A 24,495-nucleotide genomic window follows, 5' to 3' on the forward strand; every position below is an offset into this window, starting at 1 on the left:
CCGAATTCGTAGGGTCGGGGCACGGTACGGATCCGGGCACCCGTCGATGGCTCGACCCTACGCCTCCGGTCCGTGCGGCGACGATCGGAGCCGCCGTGTCGGGCGTGAAGAACCGGTGAACTCTCAGGAGCCGAAACGGCGCTGGCGTCGGCCGAAGTCGCGCAGGGCGCGCAGGAAATCCACGCGGCGGAAATCGGGCCAGAGGGCCTCGCAGAAGTAGAACTCGCTGTACGCGCTCTGCCACATGAGGAAGCCGGAGAGCCGCTGCTCGCCGGAGGTGCGGATGACGAGGTCCGGGTCCTGCTGGCCGCGCGTGTAGAGGCGGGCGGAGATGTGCTGGTCCGTCAGCTCCTCGGCGAGCGTCTCCAGGGACATCCCCCGGGCCGCTGCGTCCCCCATGAGCTCCTTGACGGCGTCGACGATCTCACGCCGCCCCCCGTAGCCCACCGCGACGTTGACGTGGATCCCGTCGATGGTCGACGTGGACGCGGCGAGGTCCACGAGCTTGCCGCTGAGGTCCTCCGGCAGCAGGTCGAGGGCGCCGACCGGCTGCACCCGTACCCGGTTGCTCTCGCCCAGCCGGTCCAGGGTGTTCGCGATGATGTCGAGGAGCTGGTCGATCTCCTCCTGGGGGCGGCCCATGTTGTCGGTGGAGAGCATGTAGAGGGTGACGACGTCGACGCCGAGTTCCTCGCACCAGCCGAGGAACTCGTGGATCTTGTCCGCGCCGGCCTGGTGGCCATGGCTCGTCGGAGCGCCGGCGAGCTTCGCCCACCGGCGGTTCCCGTCCACCATGACACCGATGTGGTGGGGGATCCGCTCGGGCGCGAGGTTGCGTTGCAGCCTGCGCTCGTAGAAGCTGTAGCCGACTTCGGGGAACTTCCACGTCACGCCCGGCAGCACCTCCTGAGTCCATGGTCCGGCGGGGGCCGGAACTTCGTCGCGACGGAACGCCCGGCGCTCCGCATACCTCTTCCTACCGTACCGGCAGTCGCCTCACAACGGCCTGCGCCGATGCTGTCCAGGGGTTGCGGGTGCCTCACGGGCAGCGGTCCGCACGCATCGCCGTGGGCTAGAATCCGGGCTATGACCCCGCGCGACCAGGCCCCCCACCCCCGCCCTTCGGACCCCGCCGGCAGCCGCGCCACGGCGTTCGAGGACACGGTCGGTTCGGTGGCCGGACCCCTCGCGGACGCGATGGCGAGCAAGCCGCTCTGGCGGGGGTGGATCCATGCGGTGGCGACCCCGCTGGCGGTCGCGGCCGGCATCGTCCTCGTGGTGCTGGCGCCGACGCCGGGGCTGAAGATCGCCTCCGCCATCTACGCCTTCACCGGCGTGCTGCTCTTCGGGGTGAGCGCCGTCTACCACCGCGGCGACTGGAGCCCCGGGGTGAAGGTGGTGCTCAAGCGCCTCGACCACACCAACATCATGCTGGTCATCGCCGGGTCCTACACGCCCCTCGCCTGGGCGCTGCTGCCGCGCGGCAAGGCCGAGACACTTCTGTGGATCATCTGGGGCGGCGCGATCGCCGGCGTGCTGTTCCGCAACCTCTGGGTCGATGCCCCGCGCTGGCTGTACGTCCCGATCTACGTGGCGCTCGGCCTCGGCTCGGTGTTCTACATGCCCGACTTCTTCCGGGCCGACGTCGCCGCCGCCGTCCTCATCTGCGTGGGCGGCGCGCTCTACATCACGGGCGCCGTGTTCTACGGGATCAAGCGTCCCAACTTCTCGCTCCGCGTCTTCGGGTTCCACGAGCTGTTCCACGCCTTCACCGTGGCGGCCTTCGCCGCGCACTTCATCGCGATCATGCTCGCGGTCCTGAACCCCGTCCAGGCCTAGCGGTTGTCCGGTCCGTGCTTCCCTCCGGGCATGGGCCGCCCGGTGTCGTCCTGGCCCGTCGGCCGCCCGTCGGCCGCACCGTCGGGAACGCCGTCCGCCGCAGCGCCGGGCCCGGCGTCGCGCTGGGCACGAGCCTGGTCCACCTCCGCGGTGTAGCGGACGCGGCGGATGCGCTTGGTCATGTCGCGGATCAGGAGGATGACCAGCACGACGACGAAGAGGGTCGCCAGGAACCCGAGGGTCCCGGGCGTCACGGACGCGGGGTCCAGCCCTGGTTTCAGCGTCGGATCGCCCGACGGCGTCATCGTCGTTGCAGCCAGGCTGAGGTCAAGGAACACGCATGCACCACTTTCGAAGCTCGCAGCGGATCACGGTGACCGCCGCCTGCAATTCTACGCGGGATAGAACTGGTGGACGGACCCCGGGGGTCCTACGCGTCGGCGGTGATGCCCGCGAAGAAGTCGTGCTCGGGCACCTGCGACGCCACCCGCGAGGTGATGAGCGAGTAGTCCTCCCACGGCCACACCCTCTGCTGCATCTCGACCGAGACGGCGAAGAAGAAGCCCTCGGGGTCCACCTGGGTGCGGTGCGCGAGGAGCGCCCGTTCGCGGTGCCCGAAGAAGTCCCCGCAGTGGATCTGCGTGGTGGTCGCGTGGGTGGGAGCGGACGGCTGGTGCCCCTCGGCATCCGCCTCGAGCCACTGCGCGATGCGCTCGGCGTACGGGGACTGCAGGCCGGCATCCTCGAGGGCGAAGTGCAGGGCGCGGAAACGCTCGGGGTTGAACGCGCGGTCGTAGTAGAGCTTGGACACGCTCCAGGCCTCGCCCGTCCTGGGGTAGCGCCCCGGGTCGGCCGCCGCGTCGAACGCCTCCACGGCGACGCGGTGGGCCATGATGTGATCGGGGTGCGGGTAGCCGCCGTTCTCGTCGTAGCTGATGATCACGTGCGGACGGAACTCGCGCACCAGCTTCACGAGGGGCGCGGCCGCCCGCTCGAGCGGCTGCAGGGCGAAGCACCCCACCGGCAGGTCGGGCAGGGGGTCGCCCTCGGGCAGCCCCGAGTCCTCGAACCCGAGCCACCGCTGCTGGATGCCGAGCTCCGCGGCGGCGCGGGCCATCTCGAGCCGGCGGAGGCCGGCGAGGTCGCGCCGGCCGTGCGGATCGTCGTTCATCGCCGCATTGAGGATGTCGCCGCGCTCACCCCCGGTGCAGGTCGCCACCATCACCTCGGCTCCTGCCGCCACGTAACCGGCCATCGTGGCCGCACCCTTGCTCGACTCGTCGTCCGGGTGGGCGTGTACCGCGAGGAGGCGGAGACCCTCGCGGGACTCGAGGGGCTGATCCTGGGTTAGCAACACGCGCTCCTGGCTGTTCGGGGGGAGGTTCGGGTGGGAGCGGCCGGAAGGGGCCGCCGTCGACGGACGGTAAAATGGGAGCGTGAGCTCCGCCGAAACGCCAACACCCAGAGTAGCCAATCGCTACGGCACCCCCAAGCCGAAGAAGCCGATGGGGCGCATCCGGATGCTGGTCGTCGCCCTGGTCCTCGCCGCGGTGGCGGCGATCGCCGCCGTCGCCCTCACCACCGGCAGTCCCCCGGTGTCCTCGAAGGACGTCGGCTTCTCGCTCGTCTCGGACGAGCTGGCCAGCGTCGACTTCGAGGTGACGAAGGACCGATCGGCGACCGCGCAGTGCGCCGTGCAGGTGCTCAGCGAGAACTATGCGGTGGTCGGCTGGAGGATCGTGACCATCGGCCCGAACAGCGCCGAGGAGGGCGCCAACGACGGCGGTACCACGGCCCACCGCACCGATGTCCGGACCGATTCGCCCGGCGTGTCCGGCGGCGTCAACGCCTGCTGGGTCGTGGAGGACTGAGCCGGACGGCCCGGCTTCTTGGGTTCTGGCCCTCCCCCCACTAGAATGATGTGATACGTATCGCCCCGCTTCACCGGCGTACCGGCCACCCGGTCCCACGAGGCGGGGTGTTTGCTTGCCGGTGACCTCGGCTGCACCGCCGGCCCGTCGAGTGACCATGAGCCCCGCCGTCCTGGTGGCGGCCGTACCGAAGGAGTTACCCCGTGTCCACCAACAGCGCCCCCGCGGCCTGGCTCACGCAGGAGTCCTACAACCGGCTCAAGAGCGAACTGGAGCACCTGTCCGGTCCCGGTCGTACCGAGATCGTCGCCCGTATCGAGCAGGCCCGCTCCGAGGGCGACCTCAAGGAGAACGGCGGCTACCACGCCGCCAAGGAGGAGCAGGGCAAGTCCGAGGCCCGCATCCGCCAGCTCACGCATCTGCTGGAGAACGCGCATGTCGGCGAGTCCCCCGCGGACGACGGCGTCGTCGAACCGGGGATGATGGTGTCCGCGAAGATCGCCGGGGAGGTCGAGGACTTCCTCCTGGGCAGCCGCGAGGTGGCCGGTGACACGGATATCGACGTCTACAGCGAGAAGTCGCCCCTCGGCGCGGCCATCCAGGGGACGAAGGCCGGCGACACCGTCACCTACGTGGCGCCCAACGGCAAGGAGATCACCGTCGAGATCATCTCGGCCACCCCGTACGTGGGCTGACGATCCGGCCCCACCGGTCGGCTACGAGCCGATCCCGAAGCGGTCCGCCCTCCCGGGGGCGGGCCGCTTCCGTTTGAGCAGGAACGCGGCGAGGATCCCCCCGCAGGCCCCGAACAGGTGCGCCTGCCAGGAGATGTTCGAGCCGATCGTGGGCAGGACGCCCCACAGGATGGAGCCGTATGCGGCGAACAGGACGACGGCGAGCAGGATCTGCTTCCAGTCCCGGTTGTAGAAGCCGCGCGTGATCAGGTAGGTGAAGAGGCCGAACACCACGCCCGAGGCGCCGACGGTGAGCCCGCCGCCGAACAGCCACGTGCCGATGCCGGAGGCGAGCCAGCTGATGCCGATGGCCGCGACGAAACGCCGTGCACCCTCGAGGAAGGCCAGGAACCCGAGGACCAGCAGGGGCAGGGTGTTGCTGGCCAGGTGCTGGACGCCGCCGTGCAGGAGCGGCGCGAAGACCACGCCGTCGAGCCCGTCCACGCGGCGGGGCGCGATCCCGAGGGTCCTGACCAGCAGGTCGCCGAGCCCGGCGTTGACGAGGAACACCGCCCACATCGCGGCGACGAGGCCGACGACGGTGATCAGCCCGGCCTGCGCCCGCCGGGCGAGGGGCTGCTCACCCAGGGCACTCACCCCTGGACGACCATGGGCTGGAAGCCCTCGGCGCGCAGATTGCTGAGGACCTGCTCGCAATGCTCGTCCCCCTTGGTCTCCATGTTGATGGTGATGGCCACGTCGCCCATGCTGATCGATCCGCCCACCCGTGTGTGGTCGACCCCCGTCACGTTCGCGTCGGACTCCGCGATGATCCGCGAGATGGTGGCGAGCGAGCCGGGGCGGTCGTCGAGGAGCATGCGCACCACGAGGTAGCGTCCCGCGGCGGCGAGGCCGCGCTGGATGACCTTCAGCATGAGCATCGGGTCGATGTTGCCGCCGGAGAGCACCACCACCGTGTTGCCCGGGTCGGCGCCGTCCTCCGTCAGCTTGCCGTCGAGCAGGGCCGCCACACCGACGGCACCGGCCGGTTCGACGACCATCTTCGAGCGTTCCAGCAGGAAGATGAGCGCCCGGGCGAGGGAGTCCTCGCTCACCGTCACGACGTCGTCCACGAGCTCCCGGATGATGGAGAACGGCAGCTGCCCCGGCCGGCCGACGGCGATGCCGTCCGCCATGGTCGAGACCTTGGTGAGGGGCACGAGGGCGTCCGCGGCGAGGGACGGCGGGTAGGCGGCCGCGTTCTCCGCCTGCACCCCGATGATGCGGATGTCCCGCCCGAGCTCCTTCGCGCGCGCCTTGACGGCGACCGCGACCCCGGCGAGGAGCCCGCCGCCGCCCACGCCGATGAGGATCGTGTCGACGTCGGGCACCTGCTCGAGGATCTCGAGGCCGACGGTCCCCTGGCCGGCCACCACGTCCACGTCGTCGAAGGGGTGCACGAACACCGCGCCGGTCTGGTCGGCGTACGTCCTGGCCTCGGCGAGCGCCTCATCGACGTTGTGGCCGTGCAGCACCACCTCGGCGCCGTGTCCGCGGGTCGCGGCGAGCTTCGGGAGGGCCACACCGAGGGGCATGTAGATGCGCGCCGAGATGCCGAGCCGCGCGGCCGCCACCGCCACGCCCTGCGCATGGTTGCCGGCGGACGCCGCGACGACGCCGCGGGCGCGCTCGGCGTCGGTCAGTTTCGCCATCCGGTTGTAGGCTCCGCGCACCTTGAAGGAGCCTGCGCGCTGCAGGTTCTCGCACTTGAAGGACACGGTGGAGCCGGTGAGCCGTCCGAGGGCCCGCGACTGCTCGATGGGGGTCCGGGCGATGACGCCGTCGAGGGTCCGGTGCGCGGCCTCGACGTCGGCGAGGGTCACCGCGAGCTCGGTGGTGGAATCGGTGGGGGGAACGATCGCGGGCTCGAGCACGCCGGTGGTGCCGGCGCTCGCCGTCCCTGGGGTGAAGTCGGTCGTTGCTACGGTCTGCTCGGTCACGGGGAGGTCTCTTCCTGGGGGGCTGGCACCGTCGATACGGCGGGTGGGTCCGGGGTGCTGGCCGGTGACGACGAAGGCTGGTGCTCCGCCGTGACCGGCCCGCTAATGCCGGCCCTTCCCCCCTGGGGCCAGCCCTGCCGGAGCACGACCTCGTCGTGCTCCCAGGCCCTGTGCGAGATGTACCGTACGGAGGCGTTCAGGACTGCCAGGATCGGGACGGAGAACAGCGCTCCGGGGATCCCGGCCACGATCGTGCCGCCGGCGACGGCGAGGACCACCGCGAGCGGGTGGAGGGAGACGGCCGGCCCCATGACGAGCGGCTGGAGCACGTGTCCCTCGACCTGCTGCACGAAGAGGACGATCGCGAGCATGATCAGGGCGTTGACCCACCCGTTGGCGACGAGTGCGAGCAGGACGGCGACGGAGCCGGTGGCCAGTGCGCCCACGACGGGGATGAAGGAGCCGAGGAACACGAGCACGCCCAGGGGCAGCGCCAGGGGCACCCCGATGATGGCGGCCCCGACGGCGATGCCGATGGCGTCCACGCCCGCGACGAGGATCTGGACGCGCACGTAGCGCGCCATGGACAGCCATCCCGTGCGCCCGGCGCCGTCGACTGCCGCCCGTGCGCGGACCGGCGCGAGTCCGACGACGAACCGCCAGATGCCGGGGCCGTCGAGCATGAAGAAGATCAGGGAGAACACGGTGAGGAAGATCCCGGCCGCGATGTGCCCCGCAGTGGATCCGAAGGAGAGGGCACCGCTGAGGATGGACGCGCTGTTGTTCTGGATCGCGCCGCCGAGGTCCTGCAGGTACTGGTCGATCTGCGTCGCGGTGAGCTGCAGGGGCCCCTGGGACAGCCAGTCCAGCAGCTGCTGCACCCCCGCGACGGCTTCCCCCCACAGGCTCGCCATCCCGACCGTGAGCTGCTGGCCGACGAGCAGGAGGGCGCCCGCGATGATGCCGAAGAACCCGACGAGCGTGATCGCGACTGCCAGGCCGTTCGGGACGCGCCGGCGGTGCAGCGCGATCTTGAGCGGCATGAGCAGCGCGGCGAACAGGCCCGCGATCATGAGCGGGATGACGAGCACCGAGATCCAGGTGAGGAGGTAGATCAGCACGCCCCCGACGACGAGCACGAGTCCCAGCCGCCAGGCCCAGGAGGCGGCGATACGCAGGGCGAAGGGGACGTCCGACCGGTCATCCGTCCGGGGGGCACGGGGCGTGGCCGCGGGCCCGCCCTGCGGCGGTCCGGGAAGGGTCACAGCACCGCGGCTCACAGCGCGCTGCAAGGCGCGCTGGGGTTTCGCTCCGCGGAGACGCTGCATGGCCCAATCTTTCCATAGAACGCCCGCGCGCCCGCTACCCGAGAGCTGGCAGTATGCCCCATCGGGCCGAGAACGACGCCCCCGCGTCGAGCCACCGCAGGCCCTCCCCCGAATTGAACGCATCGGCCGGGGCGGTCATGGGCTCGATGGCCACGGCCCTGTCCACTCCGGGATAGACGGTGCTCACGTAGACGTGGGCGTAGGCGAAGGACGCGTCGGCCCAGAGGGTGACACGGCGGCCGTCCGGAGCGGCCAGGACGTGCTCGTGTCGCCCGTCGACGGTGGCGAGTGCCGTGAAGGCCGTGTCGAACCGGATGTCGCCGATCCGCCGGCCGTTCCGGAGGTCGTGCTGACCGGTGACCCCCACCCTGCCGGTCGGGATCGACCGGTCGTCGGTCTCGAACATCTCGTCCGCCAGCAGCGTCAGCGTCAGCTCGTCCGTGGGCACGTCGGAGATCGTGAGGTAGGGGTGGGCGCCCAGCGCGAAGGGCGCGGCGTCCGGGGAGAGATTCGTCAGCTCCTGGGTGACCGTGAGCTGCTCCTCCGTGAGCTCGTAGGTGGCGCGGTGGAGCAGGTGGAAGGGATAGCCGTGCTGGGGGAAGATCTCGGCCTCGAGGACGGCCTGGGAGGGACCGATGTGGACCGCCCGATAACCGGTGTTGCGGAGGAGTCCGTGGATGGCGTTGCCCCTCGACGGCTCCGTGATGTCCAGGCGCTGCTCCCTGCCGTGCAGCGACCAGCGGCCACCGGCCACGCGGTTGGGCCACGGGGCGAGGAGGATGCCACCGCCTCCCGCGGGGATGTCGCCGTCGCCCCACGTCTCGGTGACGGCCACGCCGTCGCACTCGTAGGAGCGCAGGGCAGCCGCGAGGCTGGCGATCACGACCGTCGACGAGCCCGCCCGCAGGGTGTGGTTGATGCCGCTCGCCAGCCGAGGAGTCGCCGATGCCATGCAGCGATGCTACCCGCCGGGCCCGTCCCGGCATGTCCTGCATCCGGGTGGAGCCAGCCCCTATGATAGGTTTTGTGCGTTTCAGTGCGGACTCGTTCGGTTTCCGTCGCTCCTCGCTCGTTTCCCGTTTCCCGTTTCCCGTGTCCGCCAGGAGGGTCATGCTCGCAGCAGAACGCCACGCGGCGATCCTCGAGCGGCTCTCCGGTCAGGCGGCCGTGCGGGTCAGCGGGCTGGCGATCGCACTCGGCGTCTCCGAGATGACGGTCCGCCGTGACATCGACATCCTGGAGGCCCGCGGAGCACTGGTCCACGTCCACGGAGGAGCCGTGCGCCCGGGCACCCTCAGCTCGGTCGAGGCGGGCTTCGACGTCAACCGGACCCGGGCGGGCGAGGCGAAGCAGCGGATCGCCGCCACGGCCGTGTCCCTTCTGACCCCCGGCATGACGGTCTCCGTCACGGGCGGCTCCACGACCTTCGCCCTCGCCCCCCTCCTCTGCCGGGTCCGGGGACTGACGGTGATCACCAACTCGCTCCCCCTCGCGGACGAGCTGTTCAGGCTGAGCGCCGGCCCGCTCTCCGACGGCGCCCCCAGGGTGCTGCTCTCGGGCGGCGAGCTCACGCCGTCGAAGGCCCTCGTCGGCCCGCTCGCGACCGGCACCCTCGCCGCCCTCCGCGCCGACCTGTGCTTCATGGGCGCCCACGGCGTGGATGCCGCCGCGGGCATCACCACGCCCAACCTCGCCGAGGCGGACACCAACCAGGCGTTCGCCCGTACCTGCGGCAGGCTCGTGGTGCTGGCGGACGCGACCAAGATCGGCGTCGTCAGCCTCGCCCGCGTCGCGGCGCTCGACGCCGCGGCCACCCTCGTCACCGACCGGCATCCCGGCGCCGACTACGCCGCACTCACGCGCATCCTCTGCGACCCCCTCACCGACCCCCACCTGGAAGAGCGCCCATGACCCTCATCACCCCCACCCGCCTGTCCGACGGGCGCGAGCTGATCTACTTCGACGCGCAGGAGTCCAGTGCCGCCCGGCACCGCGACGCGGCCGCCACGCGTGACGAGCGCGAACTGCCGGCGCGCGGACCGGCAGGGACCGCCCGGTACGACGCCCTGACCGGCGAGTGGATCGCCGTCGCCGCGCACCGCCAGTCGCGGACGCACCTGCCGCCCGCGGACCAGTGTCCGCTGTGCCCGACGACGACCGCGAACCTCTCCGAGATCCCGGCCTCCGACTACGAGGTCATCGTGTTCGAGAACCGCTTCTCCTCCTTCGGCCCCGACCTCGGCGACCTGCCGGCCGCCCCCGCGTGGGGTACGACGACGACGGCGTACGGCCGGTGCGAGGTCGTCGCGTTCGACTCCGCGCACGAGGGCTCCTTCGGGTCCCTGCAGCCGGAGCGCGCACGGACCGTGATCGACGCGTGGGCCCAGCGCACCGAGGCACTGTCCGCGATGCCCGGCATCAGGCAGGTCTTCTGCTTCGAGAACCGGGGGGCGGACATCGGCGTCACGCTGCTGCACCCGCACGGGCAGATCTACGCCTACCCGTTCATCCCGCCCCGCGCCGCGACCCTCGCCGCGAAGGCCGCGGAGTTCTTCGAGGCCTCCGGCGGACGGCAGACACTGATGGGTCACGCCCTCGCCGCCGAACGGGACTCCGGAGAGCGCATGGTCATCGAGGGTGAGCACTTCAGCGCCTTCGTGCCCTTCGCCGCCCGCTGGCCGCTCGAGGTGCACCTGGTCCCCCACCGGCAGGTCGCGGACATCGCGGGCCTCACGGGCGAGGAGCGCGACGAGCTCACGATGGTCTACCTCGAACTCCTCGGACGGCTCGACGCCCTCTACCCCACGCCCACGCCGTACATCGCCGCCTGGCAGCAGGCTCCCATCGATACGGTGCTCCGACCCTCGAGCTACCTCCACCTCCAGCTCACCTCTCCCCGCCGCGCCGCCGACAAGCTGAAGTTCCTGGCGGGTTCCGAGGCGGCCATGGGCGCCTTCATCAACGACACCACCCCGGAGAAGGTGGCGGAGGCCCTCCGCAGCGCCTCTCCCGCCACAGCCCGGAAGGACCAGGCATGAACTCCACCCCCCACGATCTCGCGGCCGCCTTCACCGACCGCTTCGGCCGCGAACCGGACGGCCTGTGGTCGGCCCCCGGCCGCGTCAACGTCATCGGCGAGCACACCGACTACAACGACGGCTTCGTCCTCCCCTTCGCCATCAAGCACTCGACGACGGTCGCCGTGGCGGTGCGCCCGGACCGGATGGTGCGGGTCGCCTCCACCTTCGCGACGGACGGCGATCCGGTGATCGCGGACCTCGACACCCTCGAGGAGGGCAGCGTGGAGGGCTGGGCGGCGTATCCCCTCGGCGTGCTGTGGGCCATGGAGCAGTCCGGCTACCGCTGCCCCGGCATGGACATCCTCGTCGACTCGTCGGTCCCCGTCGGCGCGGGACTCTCCTCCTCCGCCGCGCTCGAGTGCGCAGTCGCCGTCGCGGCGAACGACCTCTCGGAGGCCGGCGTGTCCCGCCGGGAGCTGGCCGCGATCGGGCAGCTCGCCGAGAACCGCATGGTCGGAGCGCCGACCGGCATCATGGACCAGTCCGCGTCGCTGTTCGGCGAGGTGGGGCATGCCGTCTTCCTCGACTGCCGGTCCGGTGAGTCCCGACTGGTGCCCCTCGACCTCGAGGGTGCGGGGCTGGAACTCATGGTCATCGACACGCGCGTCAGCCATTCGCACTCCACCGGGGGCTACGCGGCCCGCCGTCGATCCTGCGAACTCGGCGCGGAGCTCATGGGGGTGCCCGCTCTGCGCGACCTCACGGTCGAGGACCTCGCCGAGGCGGCGGGCGTCCTGGACGAGGAGACGTTCCGGCGCGTGCGCCATATCGTCACCGAGAACGCGCGGGTCGAGGACGCCGTCGACGTCCTGTCGCGGAAGGGCCCCGCCGACCTCGGCTCCCTCCTCGTGGCCAGCCACGCCTCGATGCGCGACGACTTCGAGATCTCCTGCCCCGAACTCGACACCGCGGTGGACGCCGCCCTGGGCGCCGGAGCGCTCGGCGCGCGGATGACCGGTGGCGGGTTCGGCGGCGCCGCGATCGCCCTCGCACGCGTCGACGACGTCCCCGCCATCCGCTCGGCGGTCGAGGCGGCGTTCTCCGCCGCGGGCTTCCGGGCGCCGGTCATCTTCGGCGTCCTGCCCGGGGCGGGTGCGGCGCGCGTCGCCTGAGGACCGCAGCCGCCGGCGGGCGGCCCGGAACGGCGAAGGACCCGCACCCTCGAGGGTGCGGGTCCTTCGCCGGAACTGCCGGTCGTCGCCGACCGGCCGGTACTAGTCGCTGCCGCGGATGATCGCGAGCAGGCGCAGGATCTCGACGTACAGCCAGATCAGCGTGACGGTGAGGCCGAAGGCCGCCGTCCACGAGTACTTCTGGGGAGCGCCGTTGCGGACACCCTCGCTGATCGAGGTGAAGTCGATGATCAGGGAGAAGGCCGCGAGGCAGATGGCGAAGAGCCCGATGACGAGGCCGAACGGGATGCCCTGCTCGAAGCCGAACATGCCCTCCGTGCCCGGGATCCCGCTGCTGCGGAGGCCGAACATGCCCTCGGTCGCACCGAAGAGCATGAGTCCCAGGTTCACCAGCGAGAACGCTGCGTAGCTGATGATGGCGATCATGAAGAACTTCATCGCCTTCGGCGTCGCACGGACCTTGCCGCTCTTGAACAGCGCGAGCGTCACCCCGAAGACCACGAGCGTGCCGAGGACGGCCTGCACGGCGATGCCCGGGTACATGGCCTCGAGGAACATCGTGATGCCGCCGACGAACAGCCCCTCCAGGCCGGCGTAGGCGAGGATCAGTGCCGGTGACGGCTCACGCCGGAACGCGTTGACGAGGCCGAGCACGAAGCCGCCGAGCGCACCGATGACCATGAGGGGCAGTGCGAGGCCGGGCAGGACGAACGCGGGGATCGCGGCACCCACCAGGACGACGCCGATGCAGAGCAGCGTCTTCACGATCACGTCGTCGAAGGTCATGCGCCCCGTCTGGGCGGGTCCGGCGGACGGCTGGTTGTACATGTGCTCCAGCTGCTGCTGGTTCGCCATGGTCTGGCCCGCATACATCGTGGTGCCGACTCCCGCCGCCTGGTTGCCGCCCCGGGTAGCGGAACGGAAGGTCTTCCCGTTGAATACCGGATTACCGCCAAGTGCCATTTTCTGTAGTCCTCCAATAGGGGGCTGAGTGTCGTACGAACCCTATCAAGTGCAACGGTTCGACCCGGGGTTTGTTCCCGGGAACGCCCGTGCTCGCCCCAGGGCGGAATTTCAATACCAAGGTGCCTTGGTAAAACATTCGTTACCGAATTGCTACCTTCGCTCGAAGCTTTTGCGAATTGGGGAAACATGCCCCTAGTAACATGATCCACACGTCCGTGACACTCGTCACACATACTGATCCTGGCGGTTCTCCGTCGGGCTTGCCCCCACCGTGGAGGTTCCCATCTTGATCACCATGTCCACGCCTGCACGGATCAGGAGGTCGCTGCTCCTGGTGCTCGGCCTGCTGACACTCGTGCTGCTCGGCGCCCCTGCGGCGCAGGCGTCCCAGCAGCAGTCCGTCCCGGCGGTACATCAGACGCAGACCGCCGCCACCGTCCAGGCCCAGCAGTTCGAGAACCGGATCGGCGGCGTGCTCCGTGGCACCGACGGGCCCATCGCCGGTGTGACGGTCACCGCAAAGGGCAACGGCTTCGAGGGCGAAGCCACGTCCGGCCCCAACGGCGCCTGGAGCATCGGCGTGCCCGAGCAGGGCACCTACGAGGTGGAGGTCGACGAGGAGACGCTCCCCGAGGGGATCACCCTCGCGGAGGGCCAGGAGAACCCTCGCGAGGTGACCTTCGCCAACACCTCGAGCGCCACCACCCTCTTCCTGTTCGGTGAGGGCATCGTGTCGCAGCAGGCGTCCTTCATGGACACCCTCGCCGAGCGCGCCCTGGCAGGGTTCAGTTTCGGCCTCCTCCTGGCGCTGAGCGCCGTCGGACTCTCCCTGATCTTCGGCACCACGGGCCTCACCAACTTCGCCCACGGCGAGATGGTGACCATCGGGGCGGTCCTCGCGTTCGCCTTCTCGGCCGCCGGGCTGCCGATCGGCGTCGCGATCGTGCTGGGGGTCATCGGCGGCGGCGTGCTCGGCTACGTGCAGGACGCCGGTCTCTGGAAACCCCTGCGGCGCCGCGGGACCGGCCTGGTCCCCATGATGATCGTGAGCATCGGCCTCGCGCTCGCGCTGCGCTACACCATCCAGTTCTTCTTCGGCGGAGCCACCCAGCAGCTGCCGGGGTCGCAGAGCGAGATCATCGACCTCGGGTCGGTGTCCATCTCCCGGAACAACCTGACCTCGCTGATCGTGAGCCTCGTGGTCATCCTGCTGGTCGCCTTCCTGCTCCTGCGCACGCGCATCGGCAAGGCGACCCGCGCCGTCGCGGACAACCCCGCCCTCGCTGCGGCGTCGGGCATCGACGTGGACCGCGTCATCAGGATCGTATGGGTCATCGGCGGCATGCTCGCCGCCCTCGGCGGGATCCTGTGGGCCTACTACCGCCCCGGCGTCTCCTACAACATGGGCCAGCAGATCCTGCTGCTCATCTTCGCGGGAGTCACGCTCGGCGGCCTGGGCACGGTCTTCGGCGCCCTCGTCGGTTCCATCATCGTCGGCCTGTTCGTGGAGATCTCCACGATCTGGCTGGAGGCAGACCTCAAGTACGTCGGGGCGCTGCTCATTCTGATTCTCGTGCTCCTCGTCCGGCCGCAGGGCATCCTCGGCCGCCGTGAGCGCATAGGTTAGGGGCTCTTCATGGACTTCGGAAACATCCTCATCAACGCCTTCGGCGAGATGATCAGCCCCACCACGGCGGCGTACGCCCTTGCGGCCCTCGGTCTCGCGGTGCACTTCGGCTACTCGGGCCTCCTGAACTTCGGGCAGGCCGGCTTCATGGCCGTCGGGGCCTACGGCTACGCGATCGCGACCCTCACCTTCGGCGCACCTCTGCCAGTGGCGGTCCTGGTGGCCGTCGTCGCCTCCGTGATCTTCGCGATCATCCTCGGCATACCCACCCTCCGCCTGCGGGCGGACTACCTGGCGATCGTGACCATCGCGGCGGCGGAGATCATCCGCTATATCGTGACCACCAACGGGCTCACGGATGTCACGGGCTCGGCCAACGGGCTCGCGGCGTTCGAAGGCGGGTTCTTCGGGCTCAACCCGTTCCCCCCGGGGACGTACAACATCGGCCCGCTCGGGATGAACGAGCGCGACCTGTGGATCCGCGTCGTCGCCTGGAGCGTCGTCACGATCGCCTGCATCCTCGTCTGGCTCCTCATGCGCAGCCCCTGGGGCCGCGTGCTGAAGGGCATCCGCGAGGACGAGAACGCCGTGCGATCGCTCGGCAAGAACGTGTACGCCTACAAGATGCAGGCCCTGATCATCGGCGGTGTCCTCGGGTCGATCGCGGGCATCATCTTCACGCTGCCGCGCGGCGCCGTCCAGCCCGCGAACTACGCGACGGAGCTGACGTTCTTCCTCTACACGTGCCTCCTCCTCGGCGGCATGGCCACTGTCCTCGGACCGGTCATCGGGGCGATGATCTTCTGGGTGGTGCTCTCGTTGACGCAGGGAATCCTGTACGGCCTGATCGAGGTCGGCGCCATCACGTTCCTCACCAACTCTCAGGCGGGTCAGCTGCGCTACATCCTCGTGGGTGTGGCCCTGATGCTGCTCATGATCTTCAGGCCGCAAGGCGTCCTGGGCAACAAGAAGGAGTTGGCGTTCGCATGACCGGCAACCACAGCGACAACCATCACGACAACGATCCGGAGATCACCCCGGACGGCGCCACCCCCGTCCCGTCCGGCGCCCACGCCGCGGCGGCCCCGGCCGGCGCCGTCGAAGGCGGCTCGTCCGCCGGAGCCGCCCCGCCGGGCCAGGACTACATGACGGATTCCGAGCCGATCGCCACCGGGGAGACGGCGCCGGGGTGCAGCAAGCGCGACCCCATCGTCGTCGCCCGCAAGGTGACCCGCAGCTTCGGCGGTATCAACGCCGTCGACGTCGAGCATCTCGAGATCCCGCGGCACAAGATCACCGCCCTGATCGGCCCCAACGGCGCCGGCAAGACGACCCTCTTCAACCTGCTCACCGGGTTCGACACACCGAACAGCGGCGACTGGGAGTTCGACGGCAAGCCGCTCGCCAAGGTCGCCTCGCACAAGGTGGCCAGGATGGGCATGGTGCGCACGTTCCAGCTCACCAAGGTGATGGGCAAGCTCACCGTCATGGAGAACATGCGTCTCGGTGCTGCGAACCAGCCCGGCGAGAGCCTCGCGCGGGCCCTGTTCAAGGGCATCTGGGGTGGCCGGGAACGCGAGATCACACAGCAGGCCGAGGTGTTGCTGGAGAAGTTCAAGCTCGACACCAAACGCGACGACTACGCGGCGTCCCTCTCCGGCGGGCAGCGCAAGCTCCTCGAGATGGCGCGGGCGCTCATGGTCCGGCCGCGGCTCGTGATGCTCGACGAGCCGATGGCGGGCGTCAATCCGGCGCTCACGCAGTCGCTGCTGGAACACATCAAGAACCTGAAGGCGGACGGCATGACTGTCCTGTTCGTCGAACACGACATGCAGATGGTCCGCCACATCGCCGACTGGGTCGTGGTCATGGCCGAGGGCAAGGTGGTCGCGGAGGGTCCGCCCGCCATCGTCATGAAGGACCAGGCCGTGATCGACGCCTACCTGGGGGCGCACCACGACGTGGACCTCGGCGACGCCGAGGGCATCGAACGCCTCGAGGCGGAGCTGGCCCACGACGAGGAATCGGTCATCGGCACCGAGGACGAGGGCGTCCTCGGCCGCGGTGTCGTCGAACTCGGAGGCGAACCGCGCACGACCGGCCCCGCGCACAAGGATGAGGAGACGAAGTAATGGCTGAATTCGAGGGCGACTCCGTCGTCAAGGTCACCGATCTCGTCGCGGGATACCTGCCGGGCGTGAACATCCTCAACGGGTGCAGCATCGAGGCACGCCGCGGTGAGCTCATCGGGATCATCGGCCCCAACGGCGCCGGCAAGTCGACGCTCCTGAAGGCGATGTTCGGCCTCGTGAAGGTGCACTCCGGCACCGTCATCGTCCGAGGGCAGGACCTCACGGGCCTGAAGGCGAACAAGCTCGTCAGCCTGGGCGTCGGCTTCGTACCGCAGAACAACAACGTCTTCTCCACCCTGACCATCGAGGAGAACCTCCAGATGGGCATGTACCAGAGGCCGAAGGACTTCAAGGAACGCTTCGACTTCGTGGCGAGCCTCTTCCCGGAGCTCGCGAAGCGGCGGGCGCAGCGGGCCGGGTCACTCTCCGGCGGCGAGCGCCAGATGGTCGCGATGGGCCGTGCCCTGATGATGGATCCAGCGGTGCTGCTGCTGGACGAGCCCTCCGCCGGCCTCTCGCCCGTGAAGCAGGACGAGACGTTCCTCCGCGTGCACGAGATCAACCGTGCCGGCGTCTCGGTGATCATGGTGGAGCAGAACGCTCGCCGCTGCCTGCAGATCTGCGACCGTGCGTATGTGCTGGACCAGGGCAAGGATGCCTACACGGGCACCGGCCGCGAGCTGATGAAGGACCCCAAGGTCATCCAGCTGTACCTCGGCACCCTGGCCGACACCGCCTGAGCGCGGCGCCTCGTGGCGGGACACCAGTCCCGGCACGGGGCATGATCCTGCCGCCGAGCGCAGGAGTGGGCGGAACCTCCACCGGTTCCGCCCACTCCTGTTTGAGCCCCGCTACGGGGAGATCGAGAGCACGGCCTGCACAGCGGTCTCGTGGGCATCGATCAGCCGGGCGGGCATCCCGCGTCCGGACCGACGGCCCCCGCGGGCTCTCGCCGCCTCGCACGAGCCCTCCGTGCGCCCTATTGCGCCCCCACTGAGCCCTCCTGACGCCTCCTGCGCACTTCCCTGGCCCGGCCGCACTCCTCGCACTCCATGCCCCCATGCGGCCTCCGGCCGCCCTCCTGCGCCCTCCTGCCCCCTCCTGAGCATTCCTGCCCTCCGAGCGCCCTCCTGCGCCCTCTCCAGGCGAGGACCCGGCGACGCCTGACCCCGTGGCCCGCGCGCGTCCCCCGAGGCCCGAGCGCACGCCGTCCCGTGCTCGGGCAGCACAAAGCCCCGGTCGCGCCTTCGGGAGAAGGGCGGCCGGGGCCTTGTCGGTGTCGCCTGTATCAGCTACCGGGGCGGCACCCCGGACAGTCCCTAGAGCTTGCCGACCTCGGAACGGCTCGGCTGGGGCTTGTTGTCGGCGTCGTACTTGTAGATACCGATGGCAGCCTCCGTGGGATCACCGTTCTCGTCGAACGAGACAGGACCGGAGATGCCGTCGTAGTCGATGTCCTCGCCGTCGCGGAGGAGCGTGACGCAGCCCGCGAAGTCGAAGCACTTGGTGCCGTCCTTCGACACCGCCGCGAGCTGCTCGGCGATCGCCGCGCCCTCGACGCTTCCTGCTGCCTCGGAGGCGAGCGAGATCAGGTTCACGGCGTCGTAGCTCTCCCCGGCGTAGGCGAAGCTGTCCAGGTTCGGATCGACGGTGGCGAGGGCCTCCTGGAATCCGGTCCCGGTGAACGGGCCGGGGATGGTGCCCTGGGCTCCTTCGAGGGTGCCCGGATCGAGGTCCTTGCTGTAGTCGGTCGTGTTGCCGTCGACCATGAAGATCGAGCTGGCGTCGATGCCCTTGGCGACGAGCAGGGGGACGATGCTCTTGGCCTCGTCGAAGCTGATCAGGACGATCGCATCCGGCTTCGCGGCGGCGATGGCGTCGACCTGGCTCGAGAACTGGGAGTCGCCGGTGTTGAACATCTCGTTACCGACGACCTGCCCGCCTGCCCCTTCGATGACCTCCTGGATGTTGCTCTGCAGGCCCGTGCCGTAGGAGTCGTTGAGCGTGATCATGCCGACGGTCTGCGCACCGCACTCCATGATGTAGTTGCCGAGCGTGCGTCCCTGGAGCACGTCCGAGGGCGCCGTCCGGAAGTAGAGGCCCTTGTCGTCCCAGGTCGTGAACTCGGGCGAGGTGTTGGCGGGCGAGAACTGCACCACGCCGGCGCCGGTGATCTGGTTGATGACGGTCTTCGAGACACCCGAGGACGCCGCGCCGATGATAGCGCTGACATCCTGTGACAGCAGGTCGGTCACGGACTGCGTCGCGATGTCGGTGGTGGTGTCGCCCGAGTCGCGGTGCGTGATCGAGATGTCCTGGCCCAGCACGCCGCCGGCCGCGTTGACTTCCTCGACGGCGAGGTTGACGCCCGCGATCTCCGGCGGGCCGAGGAACGCGAGCGTCCCTGTGGTCGGCAGGATGGATCCGAGCTTCAGCGGTGTGGGGCTCGTGGTCTTGCTGTCCGGTACGGCTGCAGGATCACCCTTCTGGCCCTGCTCCTCGCCGGTCCCGCCCTCGCTCTCGGGGCATGCCAGCGCGGATGCGCCCGCCGCCGCGGTGGTCTCCGTGCCGCCGCTGTCGCCGCCGTCGCCTTCGGAACCCGTGGTCCCGCCGCCACCGCAGCCGGAGGCAAAGAGCGCGACGCCCAGGCTCAGGGCAGCGACCTTTGCCGCGCGCGGGGCGTTCTCCCCTATGCCGAAACGCGCGAAGTTGCGTGTTGCAGTCATGAATTAGTCTCCTCGACCGAAAGGCTTGTGCTGCCTTTGATGCGTGTTGCCAGGTGTTCCTGGCTTATGGGAAAAGCTAATCCAATTTCGTGTCCGAGATAAGGGAATCGGGTTACATCCTTGTAACGCTCGTCACAGCCGCGACAGCCGACTCTTGACACAGGGCACTGATCAGTATTCTGTCGATCTTCTGCGGGTCGACCATTCCGCCGATCGTCCGCCGCCGGAATCGCCGACAGCCCGGCACGGGGAGAGGTGCCCCAGCAGGGACTCGAACCCTGACTGAACAGATTTTAAGTCTGCTGCCTCTGCCATTGGGCTACTGGGGCCGATCGGACGCTCCAGCCTACCGCGGGCCGGGAACAGCCCGGCGGCGTCCGGGAATGCAGAACGACGGCGACCCGGTGCGGATCGCCGTCGTTCTTCCTACGCGTGCTGCGCGACGCTCAGGCGGAGGCCTTCGCGGAGGCCGCCTTGCCCGCCGGTGTGGGCGGCTGGCTCTGCAGAGCGGTGTCCTTCCTCGGCGGCGGGGTGGCCGCCTCGCGGAACTGGCGCTGGGGGGTCTGCAGGTCGGAGATCGGGGCGAGGTCCCGACCGAACAGGAAGCTCATGCTCCAGTTGACGATGACACGGGCCTTGCGCTCGTACATGGGCATGGCGAAGCCGTGGTAGCCGCGGTGCGCGAGCCAGGCCGGGAAGCCCTTCATGCCGAAGCCCATGATGTTCGCGACGCCCTTGAACTGGCCGAACCCCGCGACGGCGCCGAGGTTCGTGTGACGGTACTCCTTGACCTCGTCCGCGCCGTAGTTCGCCGCGAGGATGTTGGCGGCCAGCAGCTTGGCCTGGCGCACGGCGTGCTGGGCGTTGGGGACGCAGAAGCCTCCCACTCCCCCACCCGTGAGATCGGGGACGGCCGCGACGTCGCCTGCGGTCCAGGCGTGGTCGATGGGCCCGTCATCGCCGGTGATGCGGAGTTCGGCAGAGGCGCGGACGCGGCCGCGCTCATCGACGGGGAAGTCCGTGGAGCGGACCACGGGGTTCGCCTGGACGCCGGCGGTCCAGATGAGGGTGTCGGTCCCGAACTCGTCGGCGGGGGTCTTGTCCGGCATGTTGATCAGCTTCAGGGTGCCGTCCACGGCGCTGGAGAGCGAGGTGTTCAGGAGGACCTCGATCTGGCGTGAGCGGAGGTGCTCGACGACCCACTCGGCCTGCGCGGCGGTGACCTCGGGCATGATGCGCCCCATGGCCTCGACAAGGACGAAGCGGAGGTCGTTGCGGCTGAGGCGCGGGTTCGCCTTCACGGCGTCGCGGGCGGCGTCCTCCATCTCCGTGATGGTCTCGATGCCGGCGAAGCCGCCACCGACGACCACGAAGGTCAGGGCGCGGTCCCGCTCGGGGCCCTCGGAGAGGATGGAGCCGGTCTCGATGCGCTCGAGCATGCGGTCGCGCAGGGCGACGGCTTCCTCGATCGTCTTCAGGCCGATGCCCTGGTCCTTCAGTCCGTCGATCGGGAAGGTGCGGGTGATGGAGCCCGCGGCGACGACGACGTCCGTGTAGCCGAGGTCGAAGGAGTCCCCGCCGCCGGTGGGTGCGATGGTCGCGGTGCGGCCGGCGTGGTCGATCGAGGTGACCTTGCCCGAGATCAGCTCGGTCTTCTTCAGGTGCTTGCGGTGGGACACGATGGCGTGACGCGGCTCGATGCTCCCGGCGGCGACCTCGGGGAGGAACGGCTGGTATGTCATGTAGGGCAGCGGGTCCACCAGCGTGACGATGCCGCCGTGGTCCTTGACCTTTTTCTGGAGCCTGTGCGCGACGTACAGGCCGACATAGCCACCGCCGACGACGAGGATGCGCGGGCGGTCAGAGAAGTGTGGGTTCGATGCCATTCTTCGATGCTACCGGACTTTGTGAAAATCTTCACTAGCTCGGCGAGGGCCCCGGAACCCCTCCCCGGTCGTGGTCGTCGTCGTCGACCGCCCGCCCCTCGCCGGCCGTGGGCGCTCCTTCTGCCGCCTGGCGTCGGCGGACGCGAGCCACCTGCAGGGCTCCCGCCACGAGGATGGCGAGCATCAGGCTCCCGAACCCGAGCACCACGATGGCGGGGATGTTGTGGACCGAGACGAGGGGGTCCTCCGCCTGCGGGGCGGGTGGGGCGGGGATGACCTCGGGCGCCGGCCGGCTGGGCGGTGCGGGAACGGGCGCCGGGGTCTGGCCGCCCCGCCGGTAGAGCTCGATCCACTCGGCCATGCTGCCCAGCCGGTTCTCCTCCGGCACCGTGACGTCACTGCCCACGGCCGCGGCCACGTCGAGGACCCCGTAGCCGTAGAGGGTGTCGAAGCCCGGCGCTCCGGCATCCTTCGCCGTACCCACGATGCGGTTGACGACCTGCGCGGCCGAGAGCTCCGGGTACTTCGACCGGATCAGGGCGGCGACGCCCGAGACGAGCGGAGCGGCGCCGGACGTCCCGGACCAGTCGGCGTAGAACCCGCCGGGCAGTCCGCCCACCAGGTTCTCGGAGGGCGCCGCGACCGCGATACTGATGCCCTCGCTGGACGCCTCGTCGCTGGCGACGCCGGACCGGTCGAGGCCCGCCACCGCGAGCACTCCGGGGATCGTCGCGGGCGCGCCGACCTGCGCCAGGCCGCCGGCCCGGTTGCCGGCCGCGGCGACGATCACGACGTCGTTCTGCTCGGCGTGGAGGAAGGCGTCGTCCCAGCTCTCGGGCCAGGCGGTGCTGGTGCTGCCGAGGGACATGTTGATGACGTCCGCGCCGTGGTCGACGGCCCAGCGGACGGCGTCGGGCACCTGCTCGTCCACGGAGATACCGGCAGGGTTGGGGCCGCTGTTCGGCCCCTCGATCCAGACGGACACCGCGAGCAGGTCGGCCTTCGGAGCGACACCGACGATGCCGTCCGGACCCGCCCCGTACTGGGAGAACGGCGCCGTCTCCGCCGGGGGTGTCGCCCCGGCGGTGCTGCTGCCGGAGGGCCTGGGGGCAGGGGCGTCGGTGTGTCCGCGGCCCGCCAGGAGCGTGCTGACCAGGGTCCCGTGGCTCGGCACCTCACCGATGCCGCGCAGCCCGCCCGGATCTCCCGCGCCCGAGGCATCGGTACCGCCCACCACGGCTCCGGCGAGGTCCGGGTGCGTCGCGTCCACGCCGCTGTCGATCACGGCCACCGTGACGCCCTCGCCCTGCGTGCTCTTCCAGGCTTCGGCGATGCCGTATTCCTCGAGCCAGTACTCCTTGGCGCGCACCTGGTCGGCGGCGGCCGGCAGGGCTGCCTGCAGCAGGACGCCCAGGGCGACGACGACGGCCGTCCCCGTCCGGAGGGCCGCGCGGGCTGGGGTGCGCATCAGCTCAGGAGCCCCGCTGGACGACGCTCAGCGCGATCCCGTCGAGGATGTCGTGCTCGCTCGTGATGGCGGTGGTGACCCGCCCGCCGGTCCGGACCGACACGCGCTCGAGGATCGTCTTCCAGATCAGGGCACCGGCACCGATGACGTCCACCCGGCCGGGATGCATGTAGGGCAGCGCCGCGCGCGCGCCGCGCGGCCTGTGGAGGAGGTCCGACGCCGCCGCCGAGATCGCCGCGATGGACAGCTCGGTGCCATGGATGCGGTCGGGCTGGTAGTCGGGCAGGTCCAGGGCGTGCGCGGTCACCGTGGTGACGCTGCCTGCCACGCCGACGATCTTCGTGACCCGGTCCAGTGGCACCTCGTCCGCCGCTTCACCGATGAGGCGCACGACCTCCGCCTCCATGGCCGTGATCTGTTCCTCGGACGGCGGGTCGTCCCGCAGGAAACGCTCCGTGAAGCGAACGCAGCCCATGTCCGTGCTGCGCGCGGCGATCAGTCCCTCGATCGTGCCCGCGACGAACTCCGTGCTGCCCCCGCCGAGGTCGATCACGAGCACGGTCTCGTCCGCGTCCGTCGCCAGCACGCTGACGGCGCCGTCGAAGGAGAGCTGCGCCTCCTCGTCCCCGGAGACGACCTCGGGCTCGACGCCGAGGCGCGCCCGGATGCCGTCCACGAAGTCCTGCCGGTTCTCGGCGTCCCGCGATGCCGACGTCGCCACGAACCGCACCGGCGGGTTCCCGTGGTGCGCGATCAGGGCCGCGTACTCCTCAGCGGCGGCGAAGGTGCGCTCGAGGGCGGCCTCGGACAAGCGCCCGGTCGCGTCGACGCCCTCACCGAGCCGCACCACGCGCATGAGGCGCACGACGTCGGTCAGCACGCCGTCCTGGATGTCGGCGATCAGCAGGCGGATCGAGTTGGTGCCGCAGTCGATGGCAGCGGTGCGCATGGCTTCTCCTCGCGGGGGTGCGGTCGTGGACGCCTCGGCGGCACCGCGTCGGCGTGCCGCACGCTTGGCCTCGAGGTCCTCGGGGCTGAGTCCCTGCGTCCTGGTGTGGCGGCTGAGGTCGGCGTCGGGCGCCTGGCCCGTGGTGTCCCACGCTCCCTCGCAGTAACAGCGGTCCGGGGTCCACCACGGGGCGATGCGGCTGATCGACTCGTCGCCCAGCGGGTTCACGCCGGGACCGGCAGCGAGTGCGTGGCCCGTCAGCACGTGCAGGCATTTCACGCGCGTCGGCATCCCGCCGGCCGACACGCCGTCGATCTCGGGGACCGGGCCCGTGCCGGCGCGCAGCCCGACGGCGTCGCGTGCCGCGAGGTAGGCGAGGTGCGCCCCGCGGTAGCCCTCCGCGAGGTCGGGGTCCGCGGTGAGTCGGTCGCTCATCTCGGTCATCACGCCGTCGGCCTCGAGGCGGGACACCGCCGCGGTGATGACCGGGTGCGTCAGGTAGTAGGTGGTGGGGAACGGGATGCCGTTGGACAGGCGCGGGGCCGTGGTGGCGACGAGCGGGTTCCCGCAGACGCACCGGGCGCCGATCTCGACGACGTCGCGGACGGGACGCCCCAGCTGACGGCTGAGGACGTCGAGGTCGCGGTCGCTCGGGGTCCTGCGATCCTTCGAGCGGTCCTCGAGGGTGTCGTGCTGCTCGTGCTGGGTCACGCTGTTCCTTCCTTGATACGCCCTGAGGATACGCGGCGGGGGTGCGCCGCGGGCGTACGGTCCGGCGGGGCACACGGTCCGTACGGGGCGTCGCCTCGGTGGCGA

General features: G+C 70.2%; 22 protein-coding genes and 1 tRNA gene. 10 read left to right on the forward strand and 13 right to left on the reverse strand.

Annotated features, from left to right (window positions below):
- Window positions 1–123 precede the first annotated feature (123 nt).
- Window positions 124–891 (reverse strand): isoprenyl transferase, encoded by a 768-nt coding sequence (locus IWX63_RS03660; RefSeq protein ID WP_334685601.1) that lies wholly within the window; start codon window positions 889–891, stop codon window positions 124–126.
- Between the two features lie 306 nt (window positions 892–1,197).
- Between IWX63_RS03660 and trhA the strand changes: the two genes are divergently transcribed.
- Window positions 1,198–1,839 (forward strand): PAQR family membrane homeostasis protein TrhA, encoded by a 642-nt coding sequence (trhA, locus tag IWX63_RS03665; RefSeq protein ID WP_334685634.1) that lies wholly within the window; start codon window positions 1,198–1,200, stop codon window positions 1,837–1,839.
- On the opposite strand, the gene IWX63_RS03670 is transcribed toward trhA, so the two are convergent.
- Entirely contained in the window at window positions 1,836–2,177 is a 342-nt protein-coding gene (locus IWX63_RS03670) for a hypothetical protein (protein ID WP_334685602.1), read from the reverse strand. The genes trhA and IWX63_RS03670 overlap by 4 nt on opposite strands.
- 92 nt (window positions 2,178–2,269) lie before the next feature.
- Window positions 2,270–3,193, reverse strand: a complete 924-nt coding sequence (gene mca, locus IWX63_RS03675; RefSeq protein ID WP_199276773.1) for a mycothiol conjugate amidase Mca — start codon at window positions 3,191–3,193, stop codon at window positions 2,270–2,272.
- A gap of 82 nt (window positions 3,194–3,275) precedes the next feature.
- Between mca and IWX63_RS03680 the strand changes: the two genes are divergently transcribed.
- Together IWX63_RS03680 and greA are read left to right on the forward strand one after the other, a co-directional pair.
- Window positions 3,276–3,710 (forward strand): DUF4307 domain-containing protein, encoded by a 435-nt coding sequence (locus IWX63_RS03680; protein ID WP_334685603.1) that lies wholly within the window; start codon window positions 3,276–3,278, stop codon window positions 3,708–3,710.
- 203 nt (window positions 3,711–3,913) lie between these two features.
- Window positions 3,914–4,405 carry a transcription elongation factor GreA gene (gene greA, locus IWX63_RS03685; protein WP_199276774.1) on the forward strand — a complete coding sequence of 164 codons (492 nt, stop codon included), beginning with the start codon at window positions 3,914–3,916 and terminating at the stop codon, window positions 4,403–4,405.
- 21 nt (window positions 4,406–4,426) lie between these two features.
- Here the strand turns inward: greA and IWX63_RS03690 are convergent, their stop codons facing one another.
- From IWX63_RS03690 to IWX63_RS03705, 4 genes are all read right to left on the reverse strand, one after another.
- Window positions 4,427–5,041, reverse strand: coding sequence for a rhomboid family intramembrane serine protease (locus IWX63_RS03690; protein ID WP_334685604.1), 615 nt, complete (start codon window positions 5,039–5,041; stop codon window positions 4,427–4,429).
- A complete protein-coding gene (gene ilvA / locus IWX63_RS03695; protein ID WP_199276946.1) occupies window positions 5,038–6,303 on the reverse strand; it encodes a threonine ammonia-lyase in 1,266 nt (421 codons plus the stop codon). The genes IWX63_RS03690 and ilvA overlap by 4 nt, the downstream gene beginning before the upstream one ends.
- 77 nt (window positions 6,304–6,380) lie before the next feature.
- Complete coding sequence (locus IWX63_RS03700) at window positions 6,381–7,712, reverse strand: AI-2E family transporter (protein WP_199276775.1); 1,332 nt, start codon at window positions 7,710–7,712, stop codon at window positions 6,381–6,383.
- A gap of 34 nt (window positions 7,713–7,746) precedes the next feature.
- The gene (locus IWX63_RS03705; RefSeq protein WP_199276776.1) at window positions 7,747–8,664 is read right to left on the reverse strand and encodes an aldose 1-epimerase family protein; all 918 of its coding nucleotides are present in this window, start codon (window positions 8,662–8,664) and stop codon (window positions 7,747–7,749) included.
- A 158-nt stretch (window positions 8,665–8,822) separates the two neighbouring features.
- Here IWX63_RS03705 and IWX63_RS03710 point away from each other — a divergent pair, with 158 nt between their 5' ends.
- From IWX63_RS03710 to galK, 3 genes are read left to right on the forward strand one after another with little or no spacing between them, the layout of a single operon-like run.
- Window positions 8,823–9,623, forward strand: coding sequence for a DeoR/GlpR family DNA-binding transcription regulator (locus IWX63_RS03710; protein ID WP_199276777.1), 801 nt, complete (start codon window positions 8,823–8,825; stop codon window positions 9,621–9,623).
- On the forward strand, window positions 9,620–10,750 hold the full coding sequence (galT, locus tag IWX63_RS03715) for a galactose-1-phosphate uridylyltransferase (RefSeq protein ID WP_199276778.1): 1,131 nt from the start codon (window positions 9,620–9,622) through the stop codon (window positions 10,748–10,750). Before IWX63_RS03710 ends, galT begins: the two co-directional genes overlap by 4 nt.
- Window positions 10,747–11,904, forward strand: coding sequence for a galactokinase (gene galK / locus IWX63_RS03720; protein WP_199276779.1), 1,158 nt, complete (start codon window positions 10,747–10,749; stop codon window positions 11,902–11,904). The genes galT and galK overlap by 4 nt, the downstream gene beginning before the upstream one ends.
- Before the next feature lie 102 nt (window positions 11,905–12,006).
- Here the strand turns inward: galK and IWX63_RS03725 are convergent, their stop codons facing one another.
- A complete protein-coding gene (locus IWX63_RS03725; protein ID WP_199276780.1) occupies window positions 12,007–12,888 on the reverse strand; it encodes a Bax inhibitor-1/YccA family protein in 882 nt (293 codons plus the stop codon).
- 298 nt (window positions 12,889–13,186) lie between these two features.
- Here IWX63_RS03725 and IWX63_RS03730 point away from each other — a divergent pair, with 298 nt between their 5' ends.
- From IWX63_RS03730 to IWX63_RS03745, 4 genes are all read left to right on the forward strand, one after another.
- The gene (locus IWX63_RS03730; RefSeq protein ID WP_199276947.1) at window positions 13,187–14,518 is read left to right on the forward strand and encodes a branched-chain amino acid ABC transporter permease; all 1,332 of its coding nucleotides are present in this window, start codon (window positions 13,187–13,189) and stop codon (window positions 14,516–14,518) included.
- 9 nt (window positions 14,519–14,527) lie between these two features.
- Complete coding sequence (locus IWX63_RS03735; RefSeq protein WP_199276781.1) at window positions 14,528–15,508, forward strand: branched-chain amino acid ABC transporter permease; 981 nt, start codon at window positions 14,528–14,530, stop codon at window positions 15,506–15,508.
- Window positions 15,509–15,663: 155 nt separating this feature from the next.
- Entirely contained in the window at window positions 15,664–16,650 is a 987-nt protein-coding gene (locus IWX63_RS03740) for an ABC transporter ATP-binding protein (protein WP_199276948.1), read from the forward strand.
- Window positions 16,650–17,390 (forward strand): ABC transporter ATP-binding protein, encoded by a 741-nt coding sequence (locus IWX63_RS03745; protein ID WP_043444082.1) that lies wholly within the window; start codon window positions 16,650–16,652, stop codon window positions 17,388–17,390. The genes IWX63_RS03740 and IWX63_RS03745 overlap by 1 nt, the downstream gene beginning before the upstream one ends.
- A gap of 579 nt (window positions 17,391–17,969) precedes the next feature.
- Here the strand turns inward: IWX63_RS03745 and IWX63_RS03750 are convergent.
- From IWX63_RS03750 to IWX63_RS03770, 5 genes are all read right to left on the reverse strand, one after another.
- Complete coding sequence (locus IWX63_RS03750; RefSeq protein WP_199276782.1) at window positions 17,970–19,376, reverse strand: ABC transporter substrate-binding protein; 1,407 nt, start codon at window positions 19,374–19,376, stop codon at window positions 17,970–17,972.
- Window positions 19,377–19,632: 256 nt separating this feature from the next.
- Window positions 19,633–19,705, reverse strand: a tRNA-Leu gene (locus IWX63_RS03755).
- Window positions 19,706–19,822: 117 nt separating this feature from the next.
- Window positions 19,823–21,262: an NAD(P)/FAD-dependent oxidoreductase gene (locus IWX63_RS03760; protein WP_199276783.1), complete on the reverse strand. Its 1,440-nt coding sequence runs from the start codon at window positions 21,260–21,262 to the stop codon at window positions 19,823–19,825.
- Window positions 21,263–21,296: 34 nt separating this feature from the next.
- On the reverse strand, window positions 21,297–22,730 hold the full coding sequence (locus IWX63_RS03765) for a S8 family serine peptidase (RefSeq protein WP_199276784.1): 1,434 nt from the start codon (window positions 22,728–22,730) through the stop codon (window positions 21,297–21,299).
- Between the two features lie 4 nt (window positions 22,731–22,734).
- The gene (locus IWX63_RS03770) at window positions 22,735–24,390 is read right to left on the reverse strand and encodes a DUF501 domain-containing protein (RefSeq protein WP_199276785.1); all 1,656 of its coding nucleotides are present in this window, start codon (window positions 24,388–24,390) and stop codon (window positions 22,735–22,737) included.
- Window positions 24,391–24,495: the final 105 nt, after the last annotated feature.

Source organism: Arthrobacter sp. CAN_A2 (genome assembly GCF_015752045.1).
Lineage (GTDB): Bacteria > Actinomycetota > Actinomycetes > Actinomycetales > Micrococcaceae > Arthrobacter_D.